This is a genomic window from Shewanella oneidensis MR-1, assembly GCF_000146165.2.
Classification (GTDB): Bacteria; Pseudomonadota; Gammaproteobacteria; order Enterobacterales; family Shewanellaceae; genus Shewanella; species Shewanella oneidensis.
In genome coordinates this window covers 3,451,934-3,477,719 of sequence record NC_004347.2, presented here as the reverse complement: position 1 = coordinate 3,477,719, position 25,786 = coordinate 3,451,934, and the positions used below count along the sequence as shown (strand labels likewise).

At 45.0% G+C, this 25,786-nt stretch carries 22 protein-coding genes and 1 pseudogene; 17 read left to right on the top strand and 6 right to left on the bottom strand.

Annotation, left to right across the window (positions count from 1 at the left end; translation table 11 throughout):
- Nucleotides 1-268: 268 nt before the first annotated feature.
- The 5 genes from SO_RS15520 (at nucleotide 269) to SO_RS15500 (ending at nucleotide 2,953) form a co-directional block, all read left to right on the top strand.
- Entirely contained in the window at nucleotides 269-727 is a 459-nt protein-coding gene (locus SO_RS15520; protein WP_011073200.1) for a GNAT family N-acetyltransferase, read from the top strand.
- A gap of 302 nt (nucleotides 728-1,029) precedes the next feature.
- Complete coding sequence (locus SO_RS15515; protein ID WP_011073199.1) at nucleotides 1,030-1,239, top strand: DUF3820 family protein; 210 nt, start codon at nucleotides 1,030-1,032, stop codon at nucleotides 1,237-1,239.
- Nucleotides 1,240-1,365: 126 nt separating this feature from the next.
- Entirely contained in the window at nucleotides 1,366-1,668 is a 303-nt protein-coding gene (locus tag SO_RS15510) for a hypothetical protein (protein ID WP_011073198.1), read from the top strand.
- A 154-nt stretch (nucleotides 1,669-1,822) separates the two neighbouring features.
- Nucleotides 1,823-2,359 carry a GNAT family N-acetyltransferase gene (locus SO_RS15505; RefSeq protein WP_164925744.1) on the top strand — a complete coding sequence of 179 codons (537 nt, stop codon included), beginning with the start codon at nucleotides 1,823-1,825 and terminating at the stop codon, nucleotides 2,357-2,359.
- Between the two features lie 63 nt (nucleotides 2,360-2,422).
- Nucleotides 2,423-2,953 carry a GNAT family N-acetyltransferase gene (locus SO_RS15500; protein WP_011073196.1) on the top strand — a complete coding sequence of 177 codons (531 nt, stop codon included), beginning with the start codon at nucleotides 2,423-2,425 and terminating at the stop codon, nucleotides 2,951-2,953.
- 341 nt (nucleotides 2,954-3,294) lie between these two features.
- Here the strand turns inward: SO_RS15500 and SO_RS15495 are convergent, their stop codons facing one another.
- From SO_RS15495 to SO_RS15480, 4 genes and pseudogenes are all read right to left on the bottom strand, one after another.
- Complete coding sequence (locus SO_RS15495; protein WP_238560491.1) at nucleotides 3,295-3,615, bottom strand: pirin family protein; 321 nt, start codon at nucleotides 3,613-3,615, stop codon at nucleotides 3,295-3,297.
- Nucleotides 3,616-3,627: 12 nt separating this feature from the next.
- Nucleotides 3,628-4,584 carry an IS1595-like element ISSod11 family transposase gene (locus SO_RS15490; RefSeq protein WP_011071113.1) on the bottom strand — a complete coding sequence of 319 codons (957 nt, stop codon included), beginning with the start codon at nucleotides 4,582-4,584 and terminating at the stop codon, nucleotides 3,628-3,630.
- A gap of 40 nt (nucleotides 4,585-4,624) precedes the next feature.
- Nucleotides 4,625-5,038, bottom strand: a pseudogene (locus SO_RS15485) (pirin family protein); the annotation flags it as partial.
- 10 nt (nucleotides 5,039-5,048) lie between these two features.
- Nucleotides 5,049-5,492, bottom strand: a complete 444-nt coding sequence (locus SO_RS15480; protein WP_011073195.1) for a DoxX family protein — start codon at nucleotides 5,490-5,492, stop codon at nucleotides 5,049-5,051.
- Between the two features lie 162 nt (nucleotides 5,493-5,654).
- Between SO_RS15480 and SO_RS15475 the strand changes: the two genes are divergently transcribed.
- Nucleotides 5,655-6,548 (top strand): LysR family transcriptional regulator, encoded by an 894-nt coding sequence (locus SO_RS15475; RefSeq protein ID WP_011073194.1) that lies wholly within the window; start codon nucleotides 5,655-5,657, stop codon nucleotides 6,546-6,548.
- Between the two features lie 67 nt (nucleotides 6,549-6,615).
- On the opposite strand, the gene SO_RS15470 is transcribed toward SO_RS15475, so the two are convergent.
- Together SO_RS15470 and SO_RS15465 are read right to left on the bottom strand one after the other, a co-directional pair.
- Nucleotides 6,616-8,367, bottom strand: coding sequence for a bifunctional metallophosphatase/5'-nucleotidase (locus SO_RS15470; RefSeq protein ID WP_011073193.1), 1,752 nt, complete (start codon nucleotides 8,365-8,367; stop codon nucleotides 6,616-6,618).
- Between the two features lie 97 nt (nucleotides 8,368-8,464).
- Nucleotides 8,465-9,556, bottom strand: a complete 1,092-nt coding sequence (locus tag SO_RS15465) for a CNNM domain-containing protein (RefSeq protein ID WP_011073192.1) — start codon at nucleotides 9,554-9,556, stop codon at nucleotides 8,465-8,467.
- 144 nt (nucleotides 9,557-9,700) lie between these two features.
- Between SO_RS15465 and rlmN the strand changes: the two genes are divergently transcribed.
- From rlmN to SO_RS15410, 11 genes are all read left to right on the top strand, one after another.
- Entirely contained in the window at nucleotides 9,701-10,822 is a 1,122-nt protein-coding gene (gene rlmN / locus SO_RS15460; RefSeq protein ID WP_011073191.1) for a dual-specificity RNA methyltransferase RlmN, read from the top strand.
- Between the two features lie 32 nt (nucleotides 10,823-10,854).
- Nucleotides 10,855-11,643 carry a type IV pilus biogenesis/stability protein PilW gene (pilW, locus tag SO_RS15455; protein WP_011073190.1) on the top strand — a complete coding sequence of 263 codons (789 nt, stop codon included), beginning with the start codon at nucleotides 10,855-10,857 and terminating at the stop codon, nucleotides 11,641-11,643.
- Entirely contained in the window at nucleotides 11,640-12,764 is a 1,125-nt protein-coding gene (locus SO_RS15450; RefSeq protein WP_011073189.1) for a RodZ domain-containing protein, read from the top strand. The genes pilW and SO_RS15450 overlap by 4 nt, the downstream gene beginning before the upstream one ends.
- 42 nt (nucleotides 12,765-12,806) lie before the next feature.
- Nucleotides 12,807-13,922, top strand: coding sequence for a flavodoxin-dependent (E)-4-hydroxy-3-methylbut-2-enyl-diphosphate synthase (gene ispG, locus SO_RS15445; protein WP_011073188.1), 1,116 nt, complete (start codon nucleotides 12,807-12,809; stop codon nucleotides 13,920-13,922).
- 158 nt (nucleotides 13,923-14,080) lie between these two features.
- Nucleotides 14,081-15,358, top strand: coding sequence for a histidine--tRNA ligase (hisS, locus tag SO_RS15440; RefSeq protein ID WP_011073187.1), 1,278 nt, complete (start codon nucleotides 14,081-14,083; stop codon nucleotides 15,356-15,358).
- A gap of 12 nt (nucleotides 15,359-15,370) precedes the next feature.
- Nucleotides 15,371-15,991 carry a tetratricopeptide repeat protein gene (locus SO_RS15435; RefSeq protein WP_011073186.1) on the top strand — a complete coding sequence of 207 codons (621 nt, stop codon included), beginning with the start codon at nucleotides 15,371-15,373 and terminating at the stop codon, nucleotides 15,989-15,991.
- Between the two features lie 11 nt (nucleotides 15,992-16,002).
- Nucleotides 16,003-17,190 carry an outer membrane protein assembly factor BamB gene (gene bamB, locus SO_RS15430; RefSeq protein ID WP_011073185.1) on the top strand — a complete coding sequence of 396 codons (1,188 nt, stop codon included), beginning with the start codon at nucleotides 16,003-16,005 and terminating at the stop codon, nucleotides 17,188-17,190.
- A 79-nt stretch (nucleotides 17,191-17,269) separates the two neighbouring features.
- On the top strand, nucleotides 17,270-18,733 hold the full coding sequence (gene der / locus SO_RS15425) for a ribosome biogenesis GTPase Der (protein WP_011073184.1): 1,464 nt from the start codon (nucleotides 17,270-17,272) through the stop codon (nucleotides 18,731-18,733).
- Nucleotides 18,734-19,053: 320 nt separating this feature from the next.
- A complete protein-coding gene (locus SO_RS15420; RefSeq protein ID WP_164925743.1) occupies nucleotides 19,054-22,518 on the top strand; it encodes an ATP-binding protein in 3,465 nt (1,154 codons plus the stop codon).
- A 2-nt stretch (nucleotides 22,519-22,520) separates the two neighbouring features.
- Nucleotides 22,521-23,141, top strand: coding sequence for a response regulator transcription factor (locus SO_RS15415; protein WP_011073182.1), 621 nt, complete (start codon nucleotides 22,521-22,523; stop codon nucleotides 23,139-23,141).
- Nucleotides 23,142-23,338: 197 nt separating this feature from the next.
- The gene (locus SO_RS15410) at nucleotides 23,339-25,783 is read left to right on the top strand and encodes a cell surface protein (protein WP_011073181.1); all 2,445 of its coding nucleotides are present in this window, start codon (nucleotides 23,339-23,341) and stop codon (nucleotides 25,781-25,783) included.
- Nucleotides 25,784-25,786 lie beyond the last annotated feature (3 nt).

Below are 25,786 nucleotides of genomic sequence, written 5' to 3'. Positions count from 1 at the left end.
TTTTTTCGGTGATACATCGAAAGCGAAAGCGCTTAATCGTCGGGATGACATCGGTCGCAAGGTTTTATTTATTTCATTGTATCGATTAATTTTATTTTCTTATTTCAAAATATTATTGAAATTGCCGTCTTCCATTATCGTTTTTCAATCGAAAGTTGTCTTGTAGAGAGCTTGAGTGTCATCAAACTGCCACCTAGTTGGGTTAGTATTCTCCTATTATGCCGTCTAATCACCTTGATGTTTCTACCATTCGTGAAGGGATGCCTAAATGGATATTAAAATGCTAATGCCTATTGAATTTGAACTGGTTGAATCTGCGCCGTTATTTCATGAGCTACTGCATCTACGGGATGCGGTTGGTTTGCCTTCTATCGGTGTTGACATGGCTGATGGCCATCCTTTACAACCGCTATATTGGGTATCGATTCATTTAACGGCTAAGCAGGATAAAAATACAGCAACCATAGTTGCGACAGCCTGTGTTTATGGTGATAACGCTAACCATTTTGCTATAGAGGATTTTATTGTTCTACCTGAGTATCGCCATATTGGCTTGGGCAAGATTATCTTAGAGCGGGTGATGGCGTTTGTGGATGATCGTGCAACGCTTGGGACTTACGTCAGTATTAATACCCATGGTGAGCAGGAAAAGCTTTGTACCGACTATGGTTTTGCCCATTCTCATTGTGCCAATCTAGGGCCTAATATGCGAAAAGTGTATGCATAACAGTGCGGATATTTAGGATAAGTTAGGGCGTGTTGAGGTTTCGGGGGAATTGTGCGGCCTAATTCAGCCCGAATAAGGCGTTTCGCAAGCCCTTACTCTACCTATACCGTAAGAACTGCTCCGTCATTTTTTTGGAATTAGGCTCCTCACTCCCGTTCTCTGAGTATCAGCTTGCCAGAATGAACAATATCTCATCTCAAAATGTCAACGACTGAGTCTTCATCAGTTAACTTTAGGTATTTCTCCATCAATGGAGTAGCATCCAGCCTTGAGTCAGTTTTATTGTTTGAAGTGGTTACGCTATGGATCAACAACAGCTTATCGACGCGGTCAATCAGGTGATGCCCTTTGGTAAATATGCCGGTCGACGTTTACTCGAGTTACCCGAGCCCTATTTAGTTTGGTTCCACCAACAGGGATTCCCCAAGGGCAAGTTAGGAGAGCAATTGGCATTGATCTATGAGGTTAAACTTAACGGCCTCGAAGCCATGTTAAAACCACTTTTAAAATGAGTTCCCTACGTAGGGATAAAAATCCTACTTTTGCGATAAGTGTTGTATTTCGTGATAGAGATTGGCGATTTATTGCCTATGGCATGTTTTAATGCCGCATATTAGTAAAACACAAGGAACAACAGCATGATGGCAAAATTGGTAAAATTAGCAGCAGTAGCAACATTAGCGTTAGGTATGTCAAGTGCTTGGGCACAGGGCGTCGTTCATGAAGGTACTGTGGTTGATACTATGAATGGTGGCGGTTACACCTATGTTCAAATTAAAGAAGCTGACAGCACGTTTTGGGCTGCTGGCCCAGAAGCTGAAGTCAAAAAAGGCGATAAAGTGGCTGTGGTTGAACAAATGTGGATGAATCAGTTCACCAGCAAGACCTTAAATCGTACCTTCGACAAACTGTTGTTCGTTGGAAAAATCGAAAAGAAATAATGTTTTCTCAGAGCAACCTCGATGTTGCCAAGAATACCTAAACCGCCTCGCTGAATTCGAGGCGGTTTTGTTTTGGGCGATGTTAGGTTTCAATAAACGGCAAGGCTATCACTTCTCTATAAATAACTGCAAAATACGCCAAATAGTGCCAATTATGGTCGAACATACCTTGCCAACATTTAAACAAACCGATAAACAAATAGAAGTTGTCGCTTACCATCGCCGTTATGCGAGTGCGGTTAGTCAGCTCTTTCATCACTGCGTTCAGCAAATACAACATGAGCGTTACAATGCGGTGCAACTAATGGCTTGGTCACAGGCGCCCCGTTCAAGTAAACACTGGCATTTACGTTTAAGTCGTTCCCAAGCTTGGATTATTTTGGTGACAGATGGGGCGAGCTTAACTAAGATTTGTGCAGGTTTTATCAATGTTGAAACGGATTTTCGCCATAGGGGATATATCGATAGCCTGTATATTCATCCTGATTGGCAGCGGCAAGGTTTGGGTGAACTTGCCTATCGTCAATTAGAACAATGGGCAAGAGCGCAAGGTTATAGCCAATTAAGTACTGATGCGTCTTATCTTTCGCGTGGATTATTTATTAAGCTCGGATTCATCCAGCAGCAACGAAGCTATCAACAAAAACTGGGGCAGGTGTTGCCGAGTTTTTATATGACTAAACAACTGTAACTGAATGGGAATACACTCTAAGTATGCCCATTGGTCATGATTAACCCATAGGAGTGGACTCCAATGCAGATACGCTTATTTTCTCCCCATGATGTAGCGCAACTGGCGGCGGTATTTAACGCCAGTATCATGGAGGGCGCACAGGAATACTATTCGCTGACCGAGCGTTTAGCATGGGCGCAAAATCAAGGAGAGGCGCGCAGTGACGCTTATTGGCTTGCAAAATTGGCAGATACAACCACGTGGGTTGCACTCGAGAACGATAAGCTGGTCGGTTTTATCAGTTTAAGGTTGTGCCCCGATAAAGAGCTTGATTGTTTAGTCGGCGAAGTTGATTGTCTGTTTGTTCATCCCGAATACGGCCGTGCTGGCGTAGCGACACATTTATATTTGGCACTACTCGAAGAGGCCAAAAGGCTAAACCTTAAACGACTCACGGTGGAAGCCTCCTATCAGGCGCGGCCTTTCTTTGAGAAGCAAGGCTTTAATAGCATTCGCCGTAATGAACTGCGTCGTTATTTAACCGCTGAAGATAAGCAAAATGATAAGGCGCAGGTATTAGTTAACTTTAGCTTAATCATGTCGTTATCATAAATTAGCGCTATATAGCCAGTTGATTTAATCCGAGCGATTTAGTTCGGGTCATCTAAGCAACCTGAGCTTGGGATAAGCAGAGCTGCTGAATAGACATCTTTCGGGCCTCTCTGCGTTGCTCGGTCTAACCATCGCTCGCTATGGCGTACGACAGAGCGCCTTGATATGCGCAAAAATCTGCACATTCAGCCAGAAAATAAATTTTTCGTTTCAAAAAATCATTTATAGCATTGGTTTAGTTTATTAAATTTAGATTTTTCAACACTTGTTACCCCGAGTTCAGGTTAAGCAATAAAACCGCCTCGTTATCTTGGCGGTTTTTTATTGGTCCTAATGCATCATCAGGCTAAATCAAACACCAGTGCGGTAACCGAGCCTTGGTATGCGCTAAATAGAACAGCTTGCTCGGCAGTAATATGTGCGCCATCTCCAGGGGTTAATTCAACGTCATTCACCTTAAGCGTCCCTTCTACCAGTTGTACGTATAACTGACGACTCATATCTCGCGTTGGCATCTGCACTTGCTCATTGGGCGTAAGTTGCAGGCGATATAAGATGGCATCCTGCTGTACTTTTAAGGTGCCATGTTCACCGGTTGGGGTGACTACGGCTGTCAGCACCTCCGTTTGTGCAAGGGCTATCCACTTAGCACGACCAACCACTATATATTGTGGTTATCGATTTTTAATTGATTGGTACGTTATCGGCTTAGAACGCACTGCTTGCTCAAGCAACCTGTAGAATAATAATCCCCGAGAATCTGACTTTCTTCTGTTGAAGCGAAATGTAAACTCATCTAAATAATAATCAAGTTGCTTAGCCTTTACCGCACCTTGATACGTACCTAAAAGCCATCTTTTACATAATGATGAGACTCGATGCACCCCAGCCATTGTTTCATGTGCAGGTACAGATGAACCTAAATGCACCATCCGATTATGCTTATATCCTTTTTTGTCTATTTGCTTGTATGCTTGAGAACCATCACTACAAATTGTACTACCAGGCTCTATTACATCTTGAATGAATTGATGGATATGTTCTTTAGTTGCACTTTCTACTTGCCTTAAACGTATCCGCCCAAATCCAGAGGGTGATAGCAGCTCAACAGCCACCAAAACTATAGCTTTACGCTTACCCTGTTGATTTTTAATAGATGATTTTGGAATGACCCCACCTATTAATGTTTCGTCAACCTCTACGATGCCGGACAGTTTATCTCTTTCAGGATCAACCATGGCATATCTTAACTTGTGCATTAAAGACCAAGCAGTTTGATAACTCCCAAGACCTAATAGCCTTTGGACTCCAAGAGCGCTGACCCCATTCTTTTGATTTGTAATAAACCAGACAGCTGCAAACCAACTTTTCATGGGGGTTCTTGTTTTGTCAAAAAGTGTACTTGATGTTACTGAACACTGAAAACGGCAAGCATGACATTTTAACTTGCCATTACTTAACTGATAAGGTGATTGATGGCTCGAACAGCTTGGGCAAATGAATCCGTTTGGCCAACGAAGTGCGTAAAGGTAGCTAGTGCAAGATTGTTCATCATGAAACCAATCAACAAATTCGTCCCAATTTGTAGGGTAATCGACGCCAGCTTTTAATAAATACGATGAAGTTTTCATTACTACATATTGACACTGGTGGCGCTAAATGGATAGCCCTTGTTTGTGCAAAGGCTTTTTGTTGATAGCCAGCATCAATGCCTAAGGTATCTGGTTGGATCCAGATCTGCAAAAAGTGCAGTGGCTCAGTGTTTGATGCATTAAATTCGCTGTGATAAATCCCTTTGCCGGCAGACATTAACTGAAACTCCCCCGCGGGTAAGGTCTTGATATTGCCAAAGCTATCCTTGTGGGCAATGGTGCCCGAAATCACATAACTGATGATTTCCATGTCTTTATGGCCATGGGTTTCAAAGCCTGCACCTGGCGCGACTCTGTCATCGTTTATGACTCGTAAGGATGACACACCCATATGTTGTGGATCGTAGTAGCTCGCAAACGAGAAGGTATGTTGACTCTTTAACCAGCCTAAGTTTGCTTGGCCGCGATCTTGGGCTTTACGTATACGGATCATGGTTAACTCCTTATTTTAAGCGTGTGCTTAACAGGTTATCAGCACTGAGTTTGCCTGCGCCGGAAATGGTCAATGACAGTGTGGCGGCGAACAGTGCTAACCCGAACTCGTAGCCGTTATTACTAAGAAACAAGCCGTTACCTATGTGAACTGAGAAAATCGCGACCACCATAGTAAAGGACAATACCAATGCTGTGGGGCGAGTCAGCAAGCCGATTATTATGAGTAAGCCGCCAAAGAATTCACTTGAACCTGCCATGAGCGCCATTAAGTAGCCCGGAGTTAAGCCGATGGAGGCCATCCATTGTCCTGTGCCTTCTAAACCGTAGCCGCCAAACCAGCCGAAGAGTTTTTGCGCGCCGTGGGCCATTAAAATAATCCCGATGGGAATACGTAGAGCCAATGGGGCTAAACTGGGGGCTGAGGTCAGTAATTTGGTGATGAGTGCTTTCATAGGGGCTTCCTTATTTCAAATTTTTTAACTAAATCGTTAATCGGGCAGTCGTTAGAGATTTGTTGATAATCTCGATTGATTTAGAGTTTAGCCTTGACCCTATCTAAAGAAAATCGGAACATTTTCAATTAATATTTCAAATAATTTGAACTTGAGGCGGCTATGTTGCCAGCGATAAGTCTTGACGGATTAATAGTGCTCGATGCAATTGATAAGAAAGGTAGTTTTTCGGCAGCGGCTGAATCCTTGTTCAGGGTGCCGTCGGCGCTGACCTACACAGTCCAGAAATTAGAGAGCGATTTAGGGGTAAAATTATTTGAACGTAAGGGCCAGCGTGCTGAGCTGACCTTAGTTGGCCAACTCGTGCTGCGCCAAGGGCGGGAGATCCTTGCTGCAACCTCAAGGCTTGAAGAGGCCGTCCGGCAACTTGAAACGGGTTGGGAGTCGACATTAACCTTAGCTATCGATACTGTAGTGCCGGGTTTACCTCTGTTAAAACTCATTGCTGAATTTACCGAATTAGGTAAGCAGGTGACCATTAATATCACTGAGGAATCCTTGGGCGGCGGTTGGGATGCGCTGTATTCGGGCCGCGCCGATATCGCCGTTGGGGTTACGGGGGAGTTGCCCAAGGGGCAATATCATTTAGTTGAAATCGGCATGCTAGAATTTGTATTTGCTCTTGCGCCCAATCATCCTTTAGCGCAGTTTGATCATCCCATTGCGACTGAAGCGTTATTACAATTTCCCTCCGTCGTTGTGGCTGATAGTTCGACCGCCTTGGCGCAGCGCTCCAGTGGCTTGTTTGATAGCAGGCAAGTGATCCGCGTGCCCAATATGCAGACCAAGATTAAAGCCCAGCAGCTAGGGTTAGGTGTGGGCTATCTTCCCAAGCATTTGATAGGCGAAGCTCTCGCAGCAGGGACATTAGTCGCGTGTCAGCTTGAGATTCCAAGGCCTGCACAAGCTGTGTTTTTGGCGTGGCGCAAGGGAAGCCTGGGTAAAGCGCAGGCGTGGTTTGCCGAGCGTTTACCCCATTGTAATTGGTTGTTTTAACAAAAAATGGTCCAACTAAGGTAACAAGTCGCCGTCCCCGCGTCTAAGTGCGGTGACGGCGGTGCGATTACACTGAGCGCTTTAAGTGGCTGGTGTAATGTACGTGGGGCGAGAGCAGATCCGCAAAATTTGGGTTAGGCGCCCGATTGAGGAAGCGAATAAAGGCTTGCGGTAGCGTGAGTGTATCAATCGATTCCTGCCAGCGAGCTTGTAACAGTGGGTGATAACCTTCTTTACCTGCTGCAGTATAAGAGGTGGATACACCAACATATAAAGCGTCTTGTTTGACCGGATACCAGAGTGATTGCCCATCCTGCGGCATCATTTCAAGCTTAAACAAGCGCTCGCCCAATGGACGTCTGCCATCGTAGTAATAACGTAATCCATAGGTGTAGGGGAAACTGCCGGCGCCTGTGCCTCTCACGCTATTATTGGTGGCGGCATTAATTGCTGACTCTAACGCCTGGTATAAATACTCACCTTGGATTTCATATTTCACTAACGGTAGTTCAAAGGGCAATAATTGGCCCAATACATCGGCAAGTGTGAGTTGGCCTTGTGCGACTGATTGGCGCACCCCGCCAGCGTTATGCAGCGCAAAATGAATTCGGGGATCTTCAATCCTCGCCTCTTGGAACATACTGCGGCTGACCCAGGGCGCAATTTCACTGCCATGGGGAAGCGTTTTAGAAGGCAGTCTGGTATGCACAAGGTTTTTAGGCACTAGGGCTAAGATTTTATTTTCCATCTCGGCAATCGCTGGGCGATAAATATCGTGGATTATGTCGTGAATGTCTTCGTCTGCCTCATCCCCAAGAATAAAGGGATGTGCGTCAAAGCGCTGGCGCACGGCTTGATAGTCGGTATCGTCCACTTGTTCACTCGAACTTAAGATAAATTGCTTATCGAGCATAAAGTAGTTGCCACCGCTTAGGCGTATCGTGCGGCCTGCGGCATCAAATTCAACCTCTGCTAAGCCTAGGGTTTCGGCGTATTTTCCTGCATGTACTATAGGGGTGCCGTTCACCATCTCACCGTAGGGCAAGTGACTGAGCCCGAGAGCTGTAAAATCGCCCTGGAGGGTATGGGTATGGCCGCCTACGATAAGGCTTATGCCATCGACTTGCTCGGCGAGCCGTTTATCCTGATCTAAGCCTAAGTGGCTCAGCACTATAATGTGTTTGATGCCTTTGGCATGCAGATGCTCGACGGTTCGCGCCGTGGTCGCAATTGCATCGACAAAGTGAGTATCGGGATCGGGTCTGGCGATGTCTTTCATCTGATCCAGAGTGATGCCGATGACAGCGAGCTTTTTGTCATAGAAGGGCTTTTCAAGGTAACTGGCGAGCTGCGTTTTTTCATCATAGGCCAGAATATTGGCCACTGTGCGCAGGTTACCTGGTTTGCGGATATCCTCTTGGCTCAAGTCCATATTGCCTGCCAGTAGCGGGAAATCGATTTGCTTGGCAAATTCGGCGAGCCGCGCGTTACCTTCGTCGATATCGTGATTACCAATCACCATGGCATCGGGGGCAAGTAAATTCAGCAGATGGGCGTTGGCCTTACCCTTAAAATGACTGAAATAAAGCGTGCCTTGGAAACTGTCGCCCCCATGCAAAAATAAAAACGGCGTATTGCTTTGATCTGCTTGCTCACGCGCCTTGCTAATGTGATAACCCAGACGGGCATAGCCACCGCTGTGACTGGTTATATCGAAGGATTTAAGCCCTAAATTGAGGGAAAAATGTACGCGGCTAGGCTCAAAATTCGAATGGGTATCGTTGATGTGCGCGAGTGAGAGTGAGTATCTCTGTGTCATAACTTACCTCTTTTACGGCGGGAGATTATAACCATCTCCCCTAAAATAACAAAGGGAGCTAAGCTCCCTTTACTTTAACAATGACTAAATAATGTCATTAACCCGAGCGTGCTTCGTCATCTTCGGCGGCGGCTTCAAAGTCACCGTCATCGGAGAGGCGAATGCCTTTCTGTTTCATGCGCTTGGTCCAGAGTTTACGCGCCAACTGCTGCATATCGGTTGCAGGGTCATTGACATCGACAATTTCTAAACCGAGCAGCGATTCGATAATATCTTCTTGAGTAACAATACCTTGGCTGCTGCCGTATTCATCAACTACCATGGCAATTTGGGTATTGCGCTTAATCATTCGCTCGAATAACGGTAGGATTTTGGCTGTTTCGGGCACCACAAACAGGCTACGCTTGAGCTCACCAATCGGCGCGTTAGGGGTGTAACGCTCTGCTAGCAACACATCGGTGCGAGTGATATAGCCGATAACATCGTCGTGGTCTTGGTCATATACTGGAATGCGCGTAAAAGGTTTGTCGCGATATTCTTGCACAAACTCATTTTGAGTCAGCGATATAGGTAAAGAGAACATCACGGTACGCGGCGTCATAATGGCGGTAACGGGCACATCACGCACCTTAAGCATTTGGGTCAAAATCTTGGATTCTTGTTCATCCAGCTCACCGGATTCTTGACCGATTTTGGCCATTGCGCTCATTTCTTGGCGAATATATTGGCCTTCTTCACCTTTACCGAGTAGGCGAGTCACTTGCTGTGACATCCAAATCAATGGCAGGGTAGCACGCTTCATCCACGTGATAGCAATCGATACGCTTGGCGCTAAACGGCGCCAGTGATTTGCTCCCACAGACTTAGGAATAATTTCTGAGAAGAACAGGATAATAAAGGTTAACACTCCGGAGAAAACGCCGAGCATATCATCCCCAAAGACCTTTGCGGCTTGCGCACCGGCAACCGCTGCACCTACGGTATGGGCGACAGTATTGAGGGTCAAAATAGACACGAGTGGCGCTTCGATGTTCTCTTTCAGTTTACGCAACCTTGCAGCCGCAGCACTGTCAGTTTGGTCGAGCGTAGCGATATAACTAGGGGTAACCGAGAGCAACACGGCTTCGAATACACTGCACAGAAAAGAAACTGTGACAGCGACAAGCACTATAATGATGAGGGTTAACATATTGGTGGTATTACAACTCCATAATTTAGGCCAACATTGGCCCTCGGCGATTCTAGCATAGGGGAATGGAGTTGCTGGCTAAAAATTTTCTGCGTCTGTATAATTCGCCGCCCTGTTGCAGGTTTTGGTGTTGAGGTTAGTCCTATGAGTGAAAAAAAGATCAATTTATTAGACCTTGATCGTAAGGCGATGCGTGCATTATTTGCCGATCTTGGCGAAAAGCCTTTCCGAGCCGATCAACTCATGAAGTGGATCTATCATTTCGGTGTCAGTGACTTCGAAGAGATGACTAACATCAACAAAGTGTTACGCCAAAAACTGGCGGCGCGCTGTGAGATTGTTGCCCCCGAAATTTCGGGCTATCAAAAATCCGCCGACGGCACCATTAAGTTCGCCATCCATGTCGGCGAAGGCCAAGAGGTTGAAACCGTTTATATTCCTGAAGATGACCGCGCCACGTTATGCGTGTCGTCTCAAGTCGGCTGTGCCCTCGAATGTACTTTTTGCTCTACCGCACAGCAAGGCTTTAACCGCAACTTAACCGTCTCTGAAATCGTTGGCCAAATTTGGCGTGTTTCCCACTTCTTAGGTTTTGCGAAAGAAACCGGCGAGCGCCCCATCACTAACGTCGTTATGATGGGAATGGGTGAGCCTCTTCTTAACCTTGCCAACGTGATCCCAGCAATGGACATCATGTTAGACGATTTTGGTTTTAGCCTGTCAAAGCGTCGCGTAACGCTATCGACCTCTGGCGTTGTGCCAGCCCTTGATAAACTGGGTGATGCCCTCGATGTGGCGTTAGCCGTGAGTATCCACGCGCCAAACGATGAGCTGCGCGATATTTTGGTTCCCGTTAATAAAAAGTATCCGCTGCAGGAGTTTCTTGCGGGGATCCGCCGTTATATTGCTAAATCGAATGCTAACCGTGGCCGCGTAACTGTGGAATATGTGATGCTCGATCACATCAACGACAGCACCGAGCAAGCCCATGAATTAGCACAATTAATGAAGGATACGCCTTGTAAGGTAAACCTGATCCCGTTTAACCCATACCCAGGTTCGCCCTATGGCCGTTCATCGAACTCTCGCATCGACCGTTTTTCTAAAGTATTGATGGAATACGGTTTGACTGTAATTGTGCGTAAGACACGTGGAGACGATATTGACGCCGCCTGTGGACAGCTGGCTGGAGATATTCGCGATCGAACCAAACGTTTAGCAAAAAAACGCATGCAAGAAAATCAGATTTCGGTCACAATGAATTAACTCTTTGTTTGCACAGATTTATAGGTTTGCCCATGAAGCATGGATTGTCAGGGTTTTCATTAGCAATCGCCCTGTCATTAACAGTGACGGGGTGCGTAACTGAGCGTACCTATACAGGGACTGATATTCCGGTGTCGGAGCGAAAACTCGACAGAGTCGCTGCTGCCCGTGAGCGTATGCAGCTCGGTTTAACTTATCTTAATCGAGGTAACTCGGAACAAGCCAAGTACAATCTTGATAAAGCAATAGAATATGCGCCAGAGCTCGAAGATGTTCATGTGGCAATGGCTTATTACTATCAAACCGTGGGCGATTTAGTACGTACCGAACGGGCGTATCAAGACGCAATTAATACCAAGGACGCCTCTGGCGATTCCATGAATAACTTTGGGGTGTTTTTGTGCCAACAAAAGCAATACGACAAAGCTGAAAAAATGTTTTTGGCTGCAATAGAAATGCCCAAATATACCCGTACCGCATCCAGTTATGAAAACTTAGGCCTTTGCAGCCGAGACGCGGGACGAGCAGAAAAGGCACGACAGTATTTTCAGATGGCGTTAAAGTATGACCCGAGACGCTCGGTGTCGTTACTGGAGCTGGTTGAGCTTGGGATGAATAAAGGTGATTATATCGACGCGCGTAACCAATTAGCGCGTTATCACCAAGTGGCAGCCCAGACTCCGGAGAGTTTAACGCTCGGAATAAAAATTGAGCAGGCCTTGAATGATGATGCGGCTATGAAGCGATTTGGCATTTTATTGCTTGCCAAATTCCCCGCATCGTCTCAAGCCAAGCAATACAGAGTTAATTTGCATCAATGAAAGATAACGAAATAAACGCGTCAGTAGAACCTGTTACAGCAAATGAAGCTGAGTCGACGCCTGATGTAACACTCGGAAGTGTACTTAAATCGGCCCGTGAGCAGATGGGGTTGAGTATTGCGCAGACCGCGGTGAAGCTGCATTTGCGCCCTGGTATTGTTGAAAATCTCGAAGCCGATGATTTTTCCAATATTGCCTCATCGACCTATGTTCGCGGCTATGTTAAAAATTATGCGCGTATGCTGGGGGTCGACAACGCCCTGATTGAGGCATGTCTTGCAAGACAAGTGCCCTTTGTGACACAGCCTCCGATGCAAAGCTTTTCCCGTAAGACGACTTATCAAGCTCGAGACACAAAATTAAAGTGGCTGAGCTTTTTTATCGTCATAGTATTGCTTGGTCTGTTCGTGGTTTGGTGGATGCAGAGAGCGACACTTGTTACCCATGTGGACATCTCAAAACCCACTGCTGAAGAGGTAGCTGCAGCGAATCAAACCCTGCCGGGTGATGTCTTGCTAACTGAAACGGATGCAAGTGCACGTTTAAGTGAGATTGCGGTCAACGGCTCAATGGCAACTGATGGTCCGGTAAAAGATACCGATGTTAGTTCTATCGATCCTAACACGAACGTTATGACGGCTATGGAAGGCGAGCAAACAGCTAACTCAAGCAACGAGTCTAGTCGCAATAGTGTTGCAAAGCCTAACCAGACTGTAACTGCATCAGGTGCGGTGCAAACGCCATCCACCACGGCGACTGTAACAGTTCCGGTGCAAAACACCGCTTCTGCACAAACTCAAGTAACCGCTAATGCCAGTGCGACCAATGTCACCAGCCCAACGACCAACGCGCAAACTATGCCAGCTGTAGCAGGGCAATCAACGCTCAATATTCAACTGACGGGCGATTGTTGGATCAACATTGTCGATGCAAACGGTAAGGCGATTGTTGATGGCGTTCGTGGTGCAGGGGCAAATATTCAAGCTAGTGGTGTGCTGCCATTTAAAGTGATCCTTGGTGCGCCGACTGTCGTTTCGAGTTTTACGGTTGATGGAAAAGCCATTAGTCTTGCTGAATTTCCTAAGGGTCGCGTTGCGCGTTTGACTATTCCACAGGCTTAAGTCTGGCACCTAACGCAGAGTACCGAAAAGAGCGTATTGAGTATGTATAACGAAACCCCCATAAAGAGACGTCCTTCAACCCGCATTTATGTGGGTAATGTGCCCATCGGTGATGGTGCACCGATTGCTGTGCAGTCAATGACTAACACTAAGACCACCGACGTTGAGGCGACTGTTGCCCAGATTCGTGCCTTAGAGAAAGTTGGGGCCGATATTGTGCGTGTGTCTGTGCCAACGATGGACGCTGCTGAAGCCTTTAAACTGATTAAGCAATCTGTCTCTGTACCCTTAGTTGCGGATATCCATTTTGATTACCGCATCGCCTTAAAAGTGGCGGAGTACGGGGTGGATTGTTTGCGGATTAACCCCGGCAACATTGGTAACGAAGAACGTATCCGCAGTGTTGTTGAATGCGCTCGTGATAAAAATATTCCAATTCGTATCGGTGTTAATGGCGGTTCATTAGAGAAAGATCTGATGGACAAATACAAAGAACCCACGCCAGAAGCCCTGCTCGAATCGGCTATGCGCCATGTGGATATTCTTGACCGTTTGAACTTTGATCAATTCAAGGTCAGTGTCAAAGCCTCCGATGTGTTCTTAGCGGTTGAATCCTACCGTTTATTAGCCAAGCAAATTCGCCAGCCATTGCACTTAGGCATTACCGAAGCCGGTGGCGCGCGGGCGGGGGCGGTGAAATCAGCCGTCGGTTTAGGCATGCTGCTCGCCGAAGGTATTGGTGATACCTTGCGAATTTCCTTAGCGGCCGATCCGGTGGAAGAAATCAAAGTCGGCTTTGATATTTTAAAATCACTGCGTATTCGTAGCCGTGGCATTAACTTTATCGCTTGTCCTTCGTGCTCGCGCCAAGAGTTTGATGTGATAAGCACAGTTAACGAGCTAGAACGCCGCCTCGAAGATGTGACCACCGCGATGGATGTGTCGATCATCGGCTGTGTGGTCAATGGCCCAGGCGAAGCCTTAGTGTCACACATTGGCTTAACGGGCGGACATCGTAAGAGTGGTTACTACGATGAGGGCGAGCGTCAAAAAGAGCGTTTCGACAATGACAACTTAGTCGATTCCCTCGAGGCGAAAATTCGCGCTAAAGCGAGCCAAATGGCAAATCGCATTCAAGTTAAAGACACGACTGAGTAACAGACACAGCCGAATCAACCCATAGGTTAAGCGTTATAAAAACACTCAAGGCTTGAGCTAGACCCCGAAACCGACGGGGTCATTTTACGTTTAGTGTTGAACAGCCTATAATGCCTGACATTTTTTATTAATTTAGCGAAATCGGACGAGTCGATACAGTGGCAAAACAGATCCAAGCGATTCGCGGAATGAATGACATTCTGCCAACTCAAAGTCCTCTATGGCAAAAAGTGGAAGCGGTATTACGTTCAAGCGTTGCTGCTTACGGTTACAGCGAGATCCGCACTCCAATAGTGGAAAATACCGATCTTTTTAAACGCTCTATCGGTGAAGTAACTGATATTGTTGAAAAAGAAATGTATACCTTCGAAGACCGTAATGGCGATAGTCTGACGTTGCGCCCCGAAGGCACCGCCTCGACTGTGCGTGCTGGCAATGAGCATGGTTTGCTGTATAACCAAGAACAACGTTTGTGGTACATGGGCCCTATGTTTCGCCATGAGCGCCCGCAAAAAGGCCGTTACCGTCAATTCCATCAATTTGGTGTGGAAATTTATGGTATTGGTAGTGCTGATATCGACGCTGAAGTGTTGATGTTATCCGCCCGTCTTTGGGAAAAGCTAGGGATCACTGAGCATGTGACGCTTGAGCTCAATACCTTAGGCGATCCTGCCGAGCGCGCCGCTTACCGTGAAGCGTTAATTGCCTTCTTAGAACAACATAAAGACAAATTAGACGAAGATAGTCAGCGCCGTATGTACAGTAATCCACTGCGCGTACTGGACTCGAAAGATCCACAAGTACAAAGCATCTTAGCCGATGCGCCTGCGCTGATGGATTACTTAGGTGAAGAATCTTCACAACATTTTGCACAATTGCGTGAACTCCTCGACGCTGTTGGCATCCAATACCGAGTTAACTCTCGTTTAGTCCGTGGTTTGGATTACTATAATCGTACGGTTTTTGAATGGGTTACCAATAGCTTAGGCTCTCAAGGCACTGTGCTTGCGGGTGGTCGCTATGATGGTTTAGTCGCGCAGCTGGGTGGTAAAGAAACGCCTGCGGTGGGTTTTGCGATGGGATTAGAGCGCATCGTCCTACTACTCGAAACCTTAGCGCTGACACAGGATATCCCTGCAGAAGTGGATGTTTATGTTGCCGCTATGGGGGATAACTGCCTAGTTGAAGCCATCAAAGTGGCTCAAGAATTGCGCTCGGCGTTGCCCACCCTGAGAGTCATGAGTCACTGTGGTGGTGGCAATCTGAAGAAACAAATGAAGCGTGCCGATAAAAGCGGCGCTCAAGTAGCCTTACTGATTGGCGAAGAAGAACTCGCCGAAGGTGTGGTTACGGTGAAATATTTACGCAATGACAACGAACAACAACGGGTCGCTCGAAATGCATTAAGCGCATTTTTAGCTGAACTTACCAAATAAGGGGACGTGCGCGTGGAAATTTATAGCACAGAAGAACAACAAGTTGATGCTATCAAGCAGTTCTGGAAAGACTATGGGATCTCGATTGGGATCGGTGCGGTTGTTGGTTTAGGCGGCCTGTACGGTTGGAACACTTATTCCGACATGAAAATCGAGAAGGCTGAAGAAGCTTCACAGGCGTTCCAAGCATTAACCACTAAATCAAGCGATGAAGTCGCCATGCTTGCGGGTGTGGCTGAGTTTTCGAAAAATTACGATCAAAAGGGCTATCAAGCACTGTTGGACTTGATTGTCGCGAAAACGGCGGTAGAAGCGAAAGATTTCCCTAAAGCGGAAGAAGCGTTAAAGAAAGTGATTGCTGCTAAGCCAGGTGCCGGATTAGACACCATTGCAACGCTGCGTTTAGCGCGTATTCAGGCTGAACAAGGTCAAGTTGACACTGCGTTAGCCACGCTAGAACAAGTGACTGATAAAGCCTTTCTAGCACAACGTGAAGAACTCAAAGGCGACTTCTTTGTTCGTCAAGGCCAAGCTGATAAAGCCAAAACAGCTTATCAAGCTGCAATGGATAACGGTGGTGTTGTGACTAGCCCTGCGCTTAAAATCAAACTTGATAACCTAAATCAAGCATAAGGGATCCCTTGATGAAGTCTTGGTGCAAGAACCTGCTAGCCGCTGGGTTAAGCCTAGCTATGTTATCCGCCTGTTCTTCTAGCGATGTGGAAGAAGAACCGGTAAGCGAGTTAACTGCGATTCAGGCAACAGTGTTTCCTGAAGTAAGTTGGAGCGCCTCTGTAGGTGATGGTGTTGGAGATTACTATTCTCGCCTTACACCTGCAGTTCGTTACGGTAAAATTTTTGCTGCTGACCGTTATGGTGCAGTCATGGCCTTTGACGAAGCCTCGGGTGAACAGGTTTGGAGAAAAGATTTTAGTGAAGAGTTTCGTGATAACGCCTTAGCCAAAAACAAAGGTGCACGCTTAGCTGCAGGTATCACTGCCGCACGCAATAAACTCTTTATCGGCGGTGAGAGTGGTCTATTGGCTGCACTGAATGCCGAAGATGGCCAAGTGCTATGGCATGTGATTGCGGGTGGTGAATTATTATCTAAGCCAACCGTGGCTGACGACGTTGTGGTGGTGAGTACTAGTTCTGGTTCACTTGAAGCCTATAACGTTGATACAGGTGCAAAACTGTGGGTCTATGACATGCAGCTACCTAATCTGACGCTCCGGGGTACGGGTTCAGCAGCCTATGAAGCGGGTGGTTTCTTTATCGGTACCGCCGATGGCAAAGTGGCTGTTGTAGTGAAAAACAATGGTCAAGCCGCATGGGAACAAGCCATCTATAATCCAACGGGTGGCAATGAGTTTACCCGTATGGCTGATGTGGATATGACGCCGCTGATCCTTGGCGACAACTTGTATGCCGTCAGCTATAACGGTAACTTGGTTTCGATGGAGCTGCGTACCGGACGGATTATTTGGACTCGTAAGTATTCAAGCTTCAATGAATTAACTACGGCGGGTTTAAGTTTGTTCTTGGTTGATGACCACAGTCGTATCTACTCGGTTGATAGACGTAACGGCCTAGAACTGTGGAGCAACTCTGAGCTGGTAAATCGCACACTCACTTCACCAGAAGTGTATAAAGACTATTTAGTCGTGGGCGATTTTGAAGGTTATCTGCACTTTATCGACCGCAGCACCGGCAGTATTGTCGGTCGTATTCAAGTGGACAGCTCTGGATTATTCAGTCAGCCAATAGTGGTGGATGATAAAATCTACGTGCAAGGCCGCAGCGGAAAGTTAGCTGTTGTAACACTTCCTTAGTTAAAAGTGTTATCCTTGTTGAGCCCCTGGAAGTGTGTTCCGGGGGCTTTTTATTGAAAAGTTTTTTAGAGGCAAAATCATGATCCCTGTAGTGGCCCTTGTTGGTCGGCCGAACGTCGGTAAATCCACCTTATTTAACCGCCTTACGCGTACGCGTGATGCGCTGGTTGCCGACTTTCCTGGCCTAACACGTGACCGTAAATATGGTCGAGCATTCCTATCCGGCTATGAGTTTATCGTGGTGGATACCGGCGGTATCGACGGCACTGAAGAGGGGATCGAAACTAAGATGGCCGAGCAGTCCCTTGCCGCTATCGAAGAAGCCGATGTAGTGTTATTTATGACCGATGCGCGTGCCGGGTTAACCGCAGCGGATTTGTCTATCGCCCAGCATCTGCGTAGCCGCCAAAAAACCACCTTTGTGGTTGCTAACAAGATTGACGGTATTGACGCCGATTCTGCCTGTGCCGAATTTTGGTCGTTAGGCTTAGGCGAAGTCTATCAAATGGCTGCTGCCCAAGGTCGCGGCGTGACCAACATGATCGAGTATGCCTTAACACCTTACGCTGAAGCCATGGGCATTGAGCGCCAAGGTGAAGAGGAAGAGGTCGACGAGCGTCAGTACACTGAAGAAGAAGCCGAAGCCGAGCAAAAACGTCTGCAGGACTTACCGATCAAACTCGCCATCATCGGTAAACCTAACGTGGGTAAATCGACCCTGACTAACCGCATCTTAGGTGAAGAGCGCGTGGTGGTTTACGACGAGCCAGGCACAACCCGCGACAGTATTTATATTCCGATGGAACGCGATGGCCGTGAATACGTGATTATCGACACTGCGGGGGTGCGTCGTCGCAGTAAAGTCCATGAAGTGATTGAAAAGTTCTCAGTGATAAAAACCCTCAAAGCGGTTGAAGATGCTAACGTGGTATTGCTTATCATTGATGCCCGTGAAGGCGTTGCCGAGCAGGATCTCGGCCTATTAGGATTTGCCCTAAACGCAGGCCGCGCGTTAGTGATTGCCGTTAACAAGTGGGATGGCATCGATCAAGGCATAAAAGATCGTGTTAAGAGTGAACTTGACCGCCGATTAGGCTTTATCGACTTTGCCCGTATTCACTTTATTTCGGCGCTGCATGGCACTGGTGTTGGCCATCTGTTTGAATCGATTGAAGAAGCTTATGATAGTGCGACTCGCCGCGTAAGTACCTCAATGTTGACCCGCATCATGCAAATGTCGCAGGATGACCATCAGCCACCATTGGTGAATGGTCGCCGCGTGAAACTGAAATACGCCCACGCCGGTGGTTATAACCCACCAATCGTGGTTATCCACGGTAACCAAGTCAGCAAGTTGCCTGATTCGTACAAGCGTTACATGATGAACTACTTCCGCCGTTCATTAAAAGTGGTCGGTACGCCAATTCAACTGCGTTTCCAAGAGGGTGATAACCCGTTTGAAAACAAAGTGGAAAAGCTGACTATGAGCCAAGAGCGTCGCCGTAAACGCGCCCTGAGCCATATTAAAGATAGAAAAAAATAATCTAGCTTAATTAGGAAGATAACGTTTCAGGATTATTAATCAGCTAAACACTGCCTGTAGGGTTTGTTTGGCCAACCTGTTTTATTACTTTCTTCATAAGAGCTGTTTGTCAGTTGATAGGAATAACGACATGTTATCCCTCGTTTGGCAAACGCGAGCTTGCTTGGCGGAACAACACCTAATCTCGCCACATCAACACCATAATACTTATGCTAAAAAGGAACCTTGTGGTTCCTTTTGTTTTTAAGGGAGTTTTTGCATTTTACTGAATGGTAAGGTCTAATGTTGGCTCACAATGCTATCAAAAAAGACTGACACTTATGAGTCGTTGTTATTACCTATCTATTTTTCTAGTTTTTTGGTCTTTTATTGTATCTGCGCAAGCTAAGGCAGCCTATTATCCCTTAGCACAACAAATTAGTAGTGAAAATGGTCTGTCTCAAAATGTGGTGCTTGCATTAGAGGAAGATAACTATGGGCGTATATGGGTTGGTACCCAAGATGGGTTAAACCTAATTAACAATAATGAACTGCTCGTATTCCGTCGCGACCAAGCTGAGCATCGTTTGTCGGGAACAGTTATCACCGATTTAACATTAGATCAACAAGGGCGATTATGGGTTGCTAGTGATGTGGGCTTAGATTATATAGATACTACTACGCTTGAGAGTCATGTTATTACCTTAAACCAATCTATCTCTCATATGCTGTTACATACTGAGCAGACAATATTTTATCTTTCATCGCAAAAACTTTATCAGTTTCAGATTAACACGGGTCAGGTTCAAGAAGTTAAACTGCCGGAGTTATTCCAGATTATAAATACATTAGGATCTTATGATGAACAGCATTTGCTCTTAATCGGTCCAAATGGTTTTGGGGTATTAAATTTGAGTACTGGGGATGTCACTCCCCTACAACCTGACATTCCCGCAGGAACTTATAAAGCGAGCACTATCTCAGCAGAACGCATTTGGATTAGCCAGATGGAACAGGGACTATACTCCTGTAATTTGCAGGGATTAGATTGCCGCACATATTCCAAAGCAAACCAAAAATTACCTACAAATAATATTGCTCAGATCTACCAGCAAGACACTGCGTTGTTCCTTGCAACAGATAAAGGTATTGGCCGTCTAGATTTGATCACAGATAAGTTAGAATGGATTTATCCACATAGCCAAAATAATGCTTACCAAGCATCACGCATTGCCCGAAATCTCATCCCTGCCAAATCTGGGGATATTTTCGTTGGAACCTTTAATGGCTTATATCGGATACCGAATACATATAAAGAAGTTCAAGCGTTTAATACAGGGATTGGTGGGTATCCTAGTAATCAACTTGCCGTTAATAAGGTCATGTTAAATGGACAAGAGCGATTAGTGATTGCTCAACCTGATAAGCTTACGTTATGGACTTTAGACGCTAGCATTTTGCGTCTATATCGTGAATATGATTACCCTCAGGGATTTGTACCCACAAATCTATTCGTAGATGGGGGGGATATTTATCTATCATCATTAACAAATAACAATCTTATTCTTACACCACATAACGGTGCTTTTACCTCTTTAGAAGAACGATTTGCACAACTCGGAAATGTCCAATTATTTAATATGAATCAACCTCAAGAGGACATTAGAGTATTTCATTTACTAACAAGTATGAAGGTTTACCAACAGCGGCAAAATAAATGGCAATTACTCTGGGAAAAACCATTCTTAACAGGGAGTGCTACGGCAGAATATTGGCAGGGGCGACTCTACGTGGCCTCCTACCAAAATGGCTTGATGTCGGCATCGATGGATAATGACTGGCAAAAACCGCAGCAGTGGCAACAACATCATGGTTTAGGTATTGCGATAAACTTGTTTGCTCAAAAAGATAAACTGTATGTGCTTACTGCAAATCTTGGACTTTTCCAGGTCGATTCATCGAGTCCTATCAGTATTACTCAGGTATCAAGCCGTGATAAATTAGCCAGTCAAACTTTAGTTTGTGCTATCAGAGATCATAATGGGCAGCTCATCTTATCTAGCCATAAAGGTCTCGTCATATTTGATTCTCAGCAGGAATCACTCATTTATTTAAGTTCTTTACAGGGCACTCATGAGCAGGAGTTTAGTCAATTTAGTTGCGGTACTTTGAATAATGTTCCGTACTTTGCTGGAGAGAGAGGCTTGACTCTAGTGTTTGACTCCCAAGCAATCAAAAGTCCAGCCCCTCAAATTACATGGACCCATTTAGATGTTGATGGTCTTACGTATCGTTTGGGTTCAAGTGGAACTGGTAAGTTAACTGCCCCAGAGTTTATTCGATTACATTTTGTTGCAACACCGTCAGATTTACCCAAACAAGCAAGTTACCGCTATCGAATAAAATCGCTTTCTGATGAGTGGGTTGAACTAAAGTCGTCGTTTATCCCCATGATAAACTTGCGGCCAGGTAGTTATCAGGTTGAACTTGAGAGTCGTGATTTTTCGGGGAGAAGTAGCCCTATCGCGTTGGCTACATTAGAAATAGCCCCCGGATTTTGGGAGTCATCATTAGCAATAAGTCTTTATATTTTTATCGGTTTAGTCGTCATTGCTTTACTCGTGAGCCATAGGATTAAAGCAGATAGAAGTCTTTTAGCCCTAGAGGTTGAAAAAAACCGCCACCAACAAGATTATTCCCGAAAACTAGAACATGAAGTTCAAATACGCACGAATGAATTAGCGCAAAAAAAAGAGGAGGCTGAAGAAGCCAATACAGCTAAAACACGATTTATTGCCGCAGCAAGTCACGACCTTAAACATCCTATAGGCTTAATTAGGCTTCAATTAGAACAAATTGAAGATAATAAGCTTAGTTATAAGATTAATACGAGCCTCAGTTTTCTTGAGCAATTGGTTTCATCCATTGTTGAATTGTCACGACTAGATGCCAGAGTATTAGTACCGCAAATCTCATCTTTTGATCTGGGTATATTTATTGCTAAGGTTGCCGAAGAGCACTTAACTTTGGCACAGAGTTTTCGACTTAATCTTATGACTGATATTAAATCGGATGTTTGGGTTGCTAGTGATTCACTGCTTCTTCGACGTGTAATTGATAACATATTGAGTAATGCCATAAAAATAAGTGACCCAGATACCAGTGTGAGTTTAAGTGTTTGCCAAGAACGGCAACATGCAGTCATAGAAGTAATCGATCAAGGACCAGGAATGACTCAGCAGATGCAAGCTGAGTTATTTACCCCTTTTAAACGTTGGACTAGCCGCTATCAAGGGTCAGGTTTAGGGCTTTCAGTTGTGAAAGGTATTGCAGATTTATTAGGGATCTCGCTTTCAATACGTTCCACTTTAGGGGAAGGAACACAATTTACCTTGAAATTGCCATTGATTGATAAGCCTACTTTTAGTCATATTGAAGATGAGGCTGCAATATTTCACTTAGGTATTGTTGAAGATGACTATGAGCAACTCAATCATCTGTGCTCGTCACTCATGGTACGTGGCATAAAAGTAAGTGGTTACCGACATGCGATATCATTACTACAGGATAAAACCGCTATCTTTGATGCAATTCTATCTGACATAGATATAGGAACTGAGCAAGATGGACTTGCATACTTAGTTGAGTACCGACAGCGCTTAACAGATGCTAAACCATTGATTTACATGTCAGGTAATCCTGAAGCAGGACTCCGAATTCCGTCACAAACAGATCTATTTTTCTTTTCTAAGCCCTTGAAATTGGGTAAGCTGATGTGGTTATTAAACCAGAGTAAAAGGAAATAAGTGTGTTGCCGACTTTTCATGTCATGATTGCCGATGACCACCCTTTATACTTAGATGCTTTAGTCAATGGCCTTGTTTCCCATCTCCCCGGTACACAAGTTTCTCAGGCCAATAATTATATTGAATTATTTGATAGTCTTTACCTGCAAGTGGAAGAGATCGATTTGTTAATCATGGATCTGTTCATGCCGGGAAGTAGCGGTTATGCAGGGTTGTCATTTTTGCGAACTCAGTTTCCAACATTACCCATTGTTGTGATCAGTGCATTAGATGATCTTATTGCCCGTAGCCAATGTATTCAACATGGGGCTGCATTTATTTCAAAATCTACGGCCCCTACTAATATTTTTAAACAGGTAGAGCAAATCCTTGATGGTAGTTATCAATTTCCCCTTACTCAAATTAAATCATCTATAGAAACAATCAATGCAAAAAAAATTAAAACACTAACCCCTAGTCAATTCAGAGTGTTACATTTAATCGCTGCGGGTCATTCAAATAAGACTATAGCCGATAGTTTAAATATCTCTGAAAAAACCGTAAAAGCACATATCTCTGCTATTTTTGAGAAGTTAGATGTCAAAAATAGAACCCAAGCTGCACTATTGCTTTCTGAAAGTTAATAGTAAGGCTTTTTATATAAGCACCTATCTAATTTCATTCTCGTTATTAAGTTGTTTTTAGTGGCTCAGCTTGTGAATGGTCGCTAAATATAGACTAGGACTTTAGTCCTAGTAATATGCTCATTAGGTCCCATGGACTTCATATTTATAAAACTCCTTAATGGACATTGTGAATAACAATTAAGGAGTCATATAAAATGACCAAAAAAAGTTACATAGCTGCAGTGATTTCACTTCTGCTTGGGACATCGACGTCAGCTTTTGCTCAATGGCCCAGTACCCCAACATTGGACCCTATTCGTGTTGCACAGGATGCGAATTCACCGCTTATTGCCCCTGATAATGATGGCGGTGCTTTTGTCAGCTTCCGAAATGGTGGATTTTACGATGATAAAGGGGGATTTGATGTTTTAATTCAACACTATGACTCACTTGGAAATCCATCTTGGAATGAGCCTGTACTCGTGTTTGATACAAGCAAAGCTTGGGCTTCTTACTATGGTGCTGTTACCGATTCAGAGGGGAATGCCTATATCGCTTCCGATATATTTGAAGGTAGCAATTATAGTGACCACAGTGCAGTTTATTTAGCCAAAATATCCAAAGATGGAAAGTTGGCTTGGGAACAACCTTTAAATTTAACCCCTAATGTTGATCTTCCCGTTAATAGTCTTGGTATTAGTTTGGGGGCGCATGCAGAGCATATTGTTGCAGCATGGAGTAAGTCTACCTCTAACTATACGGTCGATACTTTTGGTAGTCTTAGTTGTGTCAATAAAGAAGGCAAATTGGTATGGAGTAAAGATATTACTATCAATAATAGCTATACCTTTGCCAGCCAACCGATAGTGAGTGATGATTCTGTCATTGTGTTACTCGAAGTAGGAGCGACACCTGACACAACCGCCTCCCACTTTATGATGCAAAAATACTCCATCGTCGATGGAAAGCCTATGTGGGCAGAGCCTGTTAGCATTACTTCTGGAGACAACTTTCTTCATCAAGTTAATAGTGGACGATCCGTTCAAGTTAAAAGTGATGGAGAAGGGGGCGTCGTTCTCAGTTTTTATCATATTACTGGTCCGAATCAGGGGATTATCCTTCTACAGCATGTGCGGGCTGATGGCCAAAAAGTCTTCTCGGGACAAGGCTTAAGGCTTTCTGGTGATTCATTAGAAAATGGTGCAGTCTCACTTGCCTATGATGGTGAAACTTACTATGTGACTTGGCCAGCAAGTCAGTCAGTGCAAGCGGAAAGCGGTGAAAGTAGCCACTATAGTGCAATTAAAGGTGTTGCTATTAATCAGCAAGGAAAATTTATTTGGAATAGTGATGGCAGTACTCATCCAAGCATGCTGAAAGATTGGAAACGACTCAACACTGAAGGACCATTAGATAACTGGTTTAGCGGTTATACCAACCCGGCTATTACATTAAATGAACATGGTCATCTTAATATGACCTACGGTGAAGAAACGATTTACAAGTATTATTTGTATGCCCAGGTTATTGATACCAAGACTGGGGATAATCGCAGTTTACCGGTTTCATTTTCCGATGGCCCCATTGAAGTTATCGATAATATGGCCTTTGGTAGAACCATTTTTGGTCAACCTCTACTCAGTTATGTTGTTGACTCTGAGACTGACTCATCCGGTGGAACACTTAACCTTCTGAATTTTGATGGCAATGCTAATTCAGGCATCAGTAAAGATATTCTTGTAGAAAAGATCGCGCCAATTAATTTAAGCCCAGGCGAAGATAAATTAATCACATTAAAAATATTAGATTCAAAAAGTCAGCACCATGAGAAAACCGTCTCCTCATCGGCTGGGGTGGTAAATTCACAAGTGCAAGAGGCTGCGAATAAGCTAGCTTTTACAATTAGCACTGATAATTGGCTTGAGCTGCCCGATACCGTCTTAGCAAAAGTGCAAGATTTAGACAATGTCGAACGTGTTGGTTTATCTGTGATAAAAGTTAAAGCACCCAGTTATCGTCCCCCTAAGGTGATGCCATTTAGCAGTATTAGCATTAACGAAGGGGAACATGCACAAATTACCGCAAGCATCGATGCCGCAGCAGACGCCAAACTTGAGTTTAGTTGGCAGCAGACTGCAGGACCTAGTGTTAGCTTTACTAACAATAACAGTCAATTGGATATTGCAACAGATTATGTTGCTGCCGACACCAAATTAACCTTTGCTCTCTCTGTCACTGATGGTGTGCTTGTCAGTCAAGAACACGTTGATGTTATTGTGAAAAACACATCCTCTCCGACGCTCAAGGGCGCTGACACGCAAGCTCAATTAGGTCAACAATTTACCCTAAAACCTATGATTACAAGTGCAAAGTTGCCTATCAGTTATCACTGGTCACAAGTGAGTGGTGCCAGAACCGTTTACACAGTTGGAAATGAAGGCTCACTTAATGGTACGGCGCCTCTGAGTAATGGTTCAGTGACTTTCTTGCTAGAAGCGAAAGATGCGAATGGTGAGATGTTCAGCAAAAGTTTTAACTTAAGCGTTGCAGAACAATCAAGCTCTGACAGTAGCGGTGGCAGTTTAGGTATTTCTCTCCTTTTACTCGGTCTTCTGGGTATATGGAAAAGAATTTTTGGTAAGTCCCAATTTAATGCGTGAGGT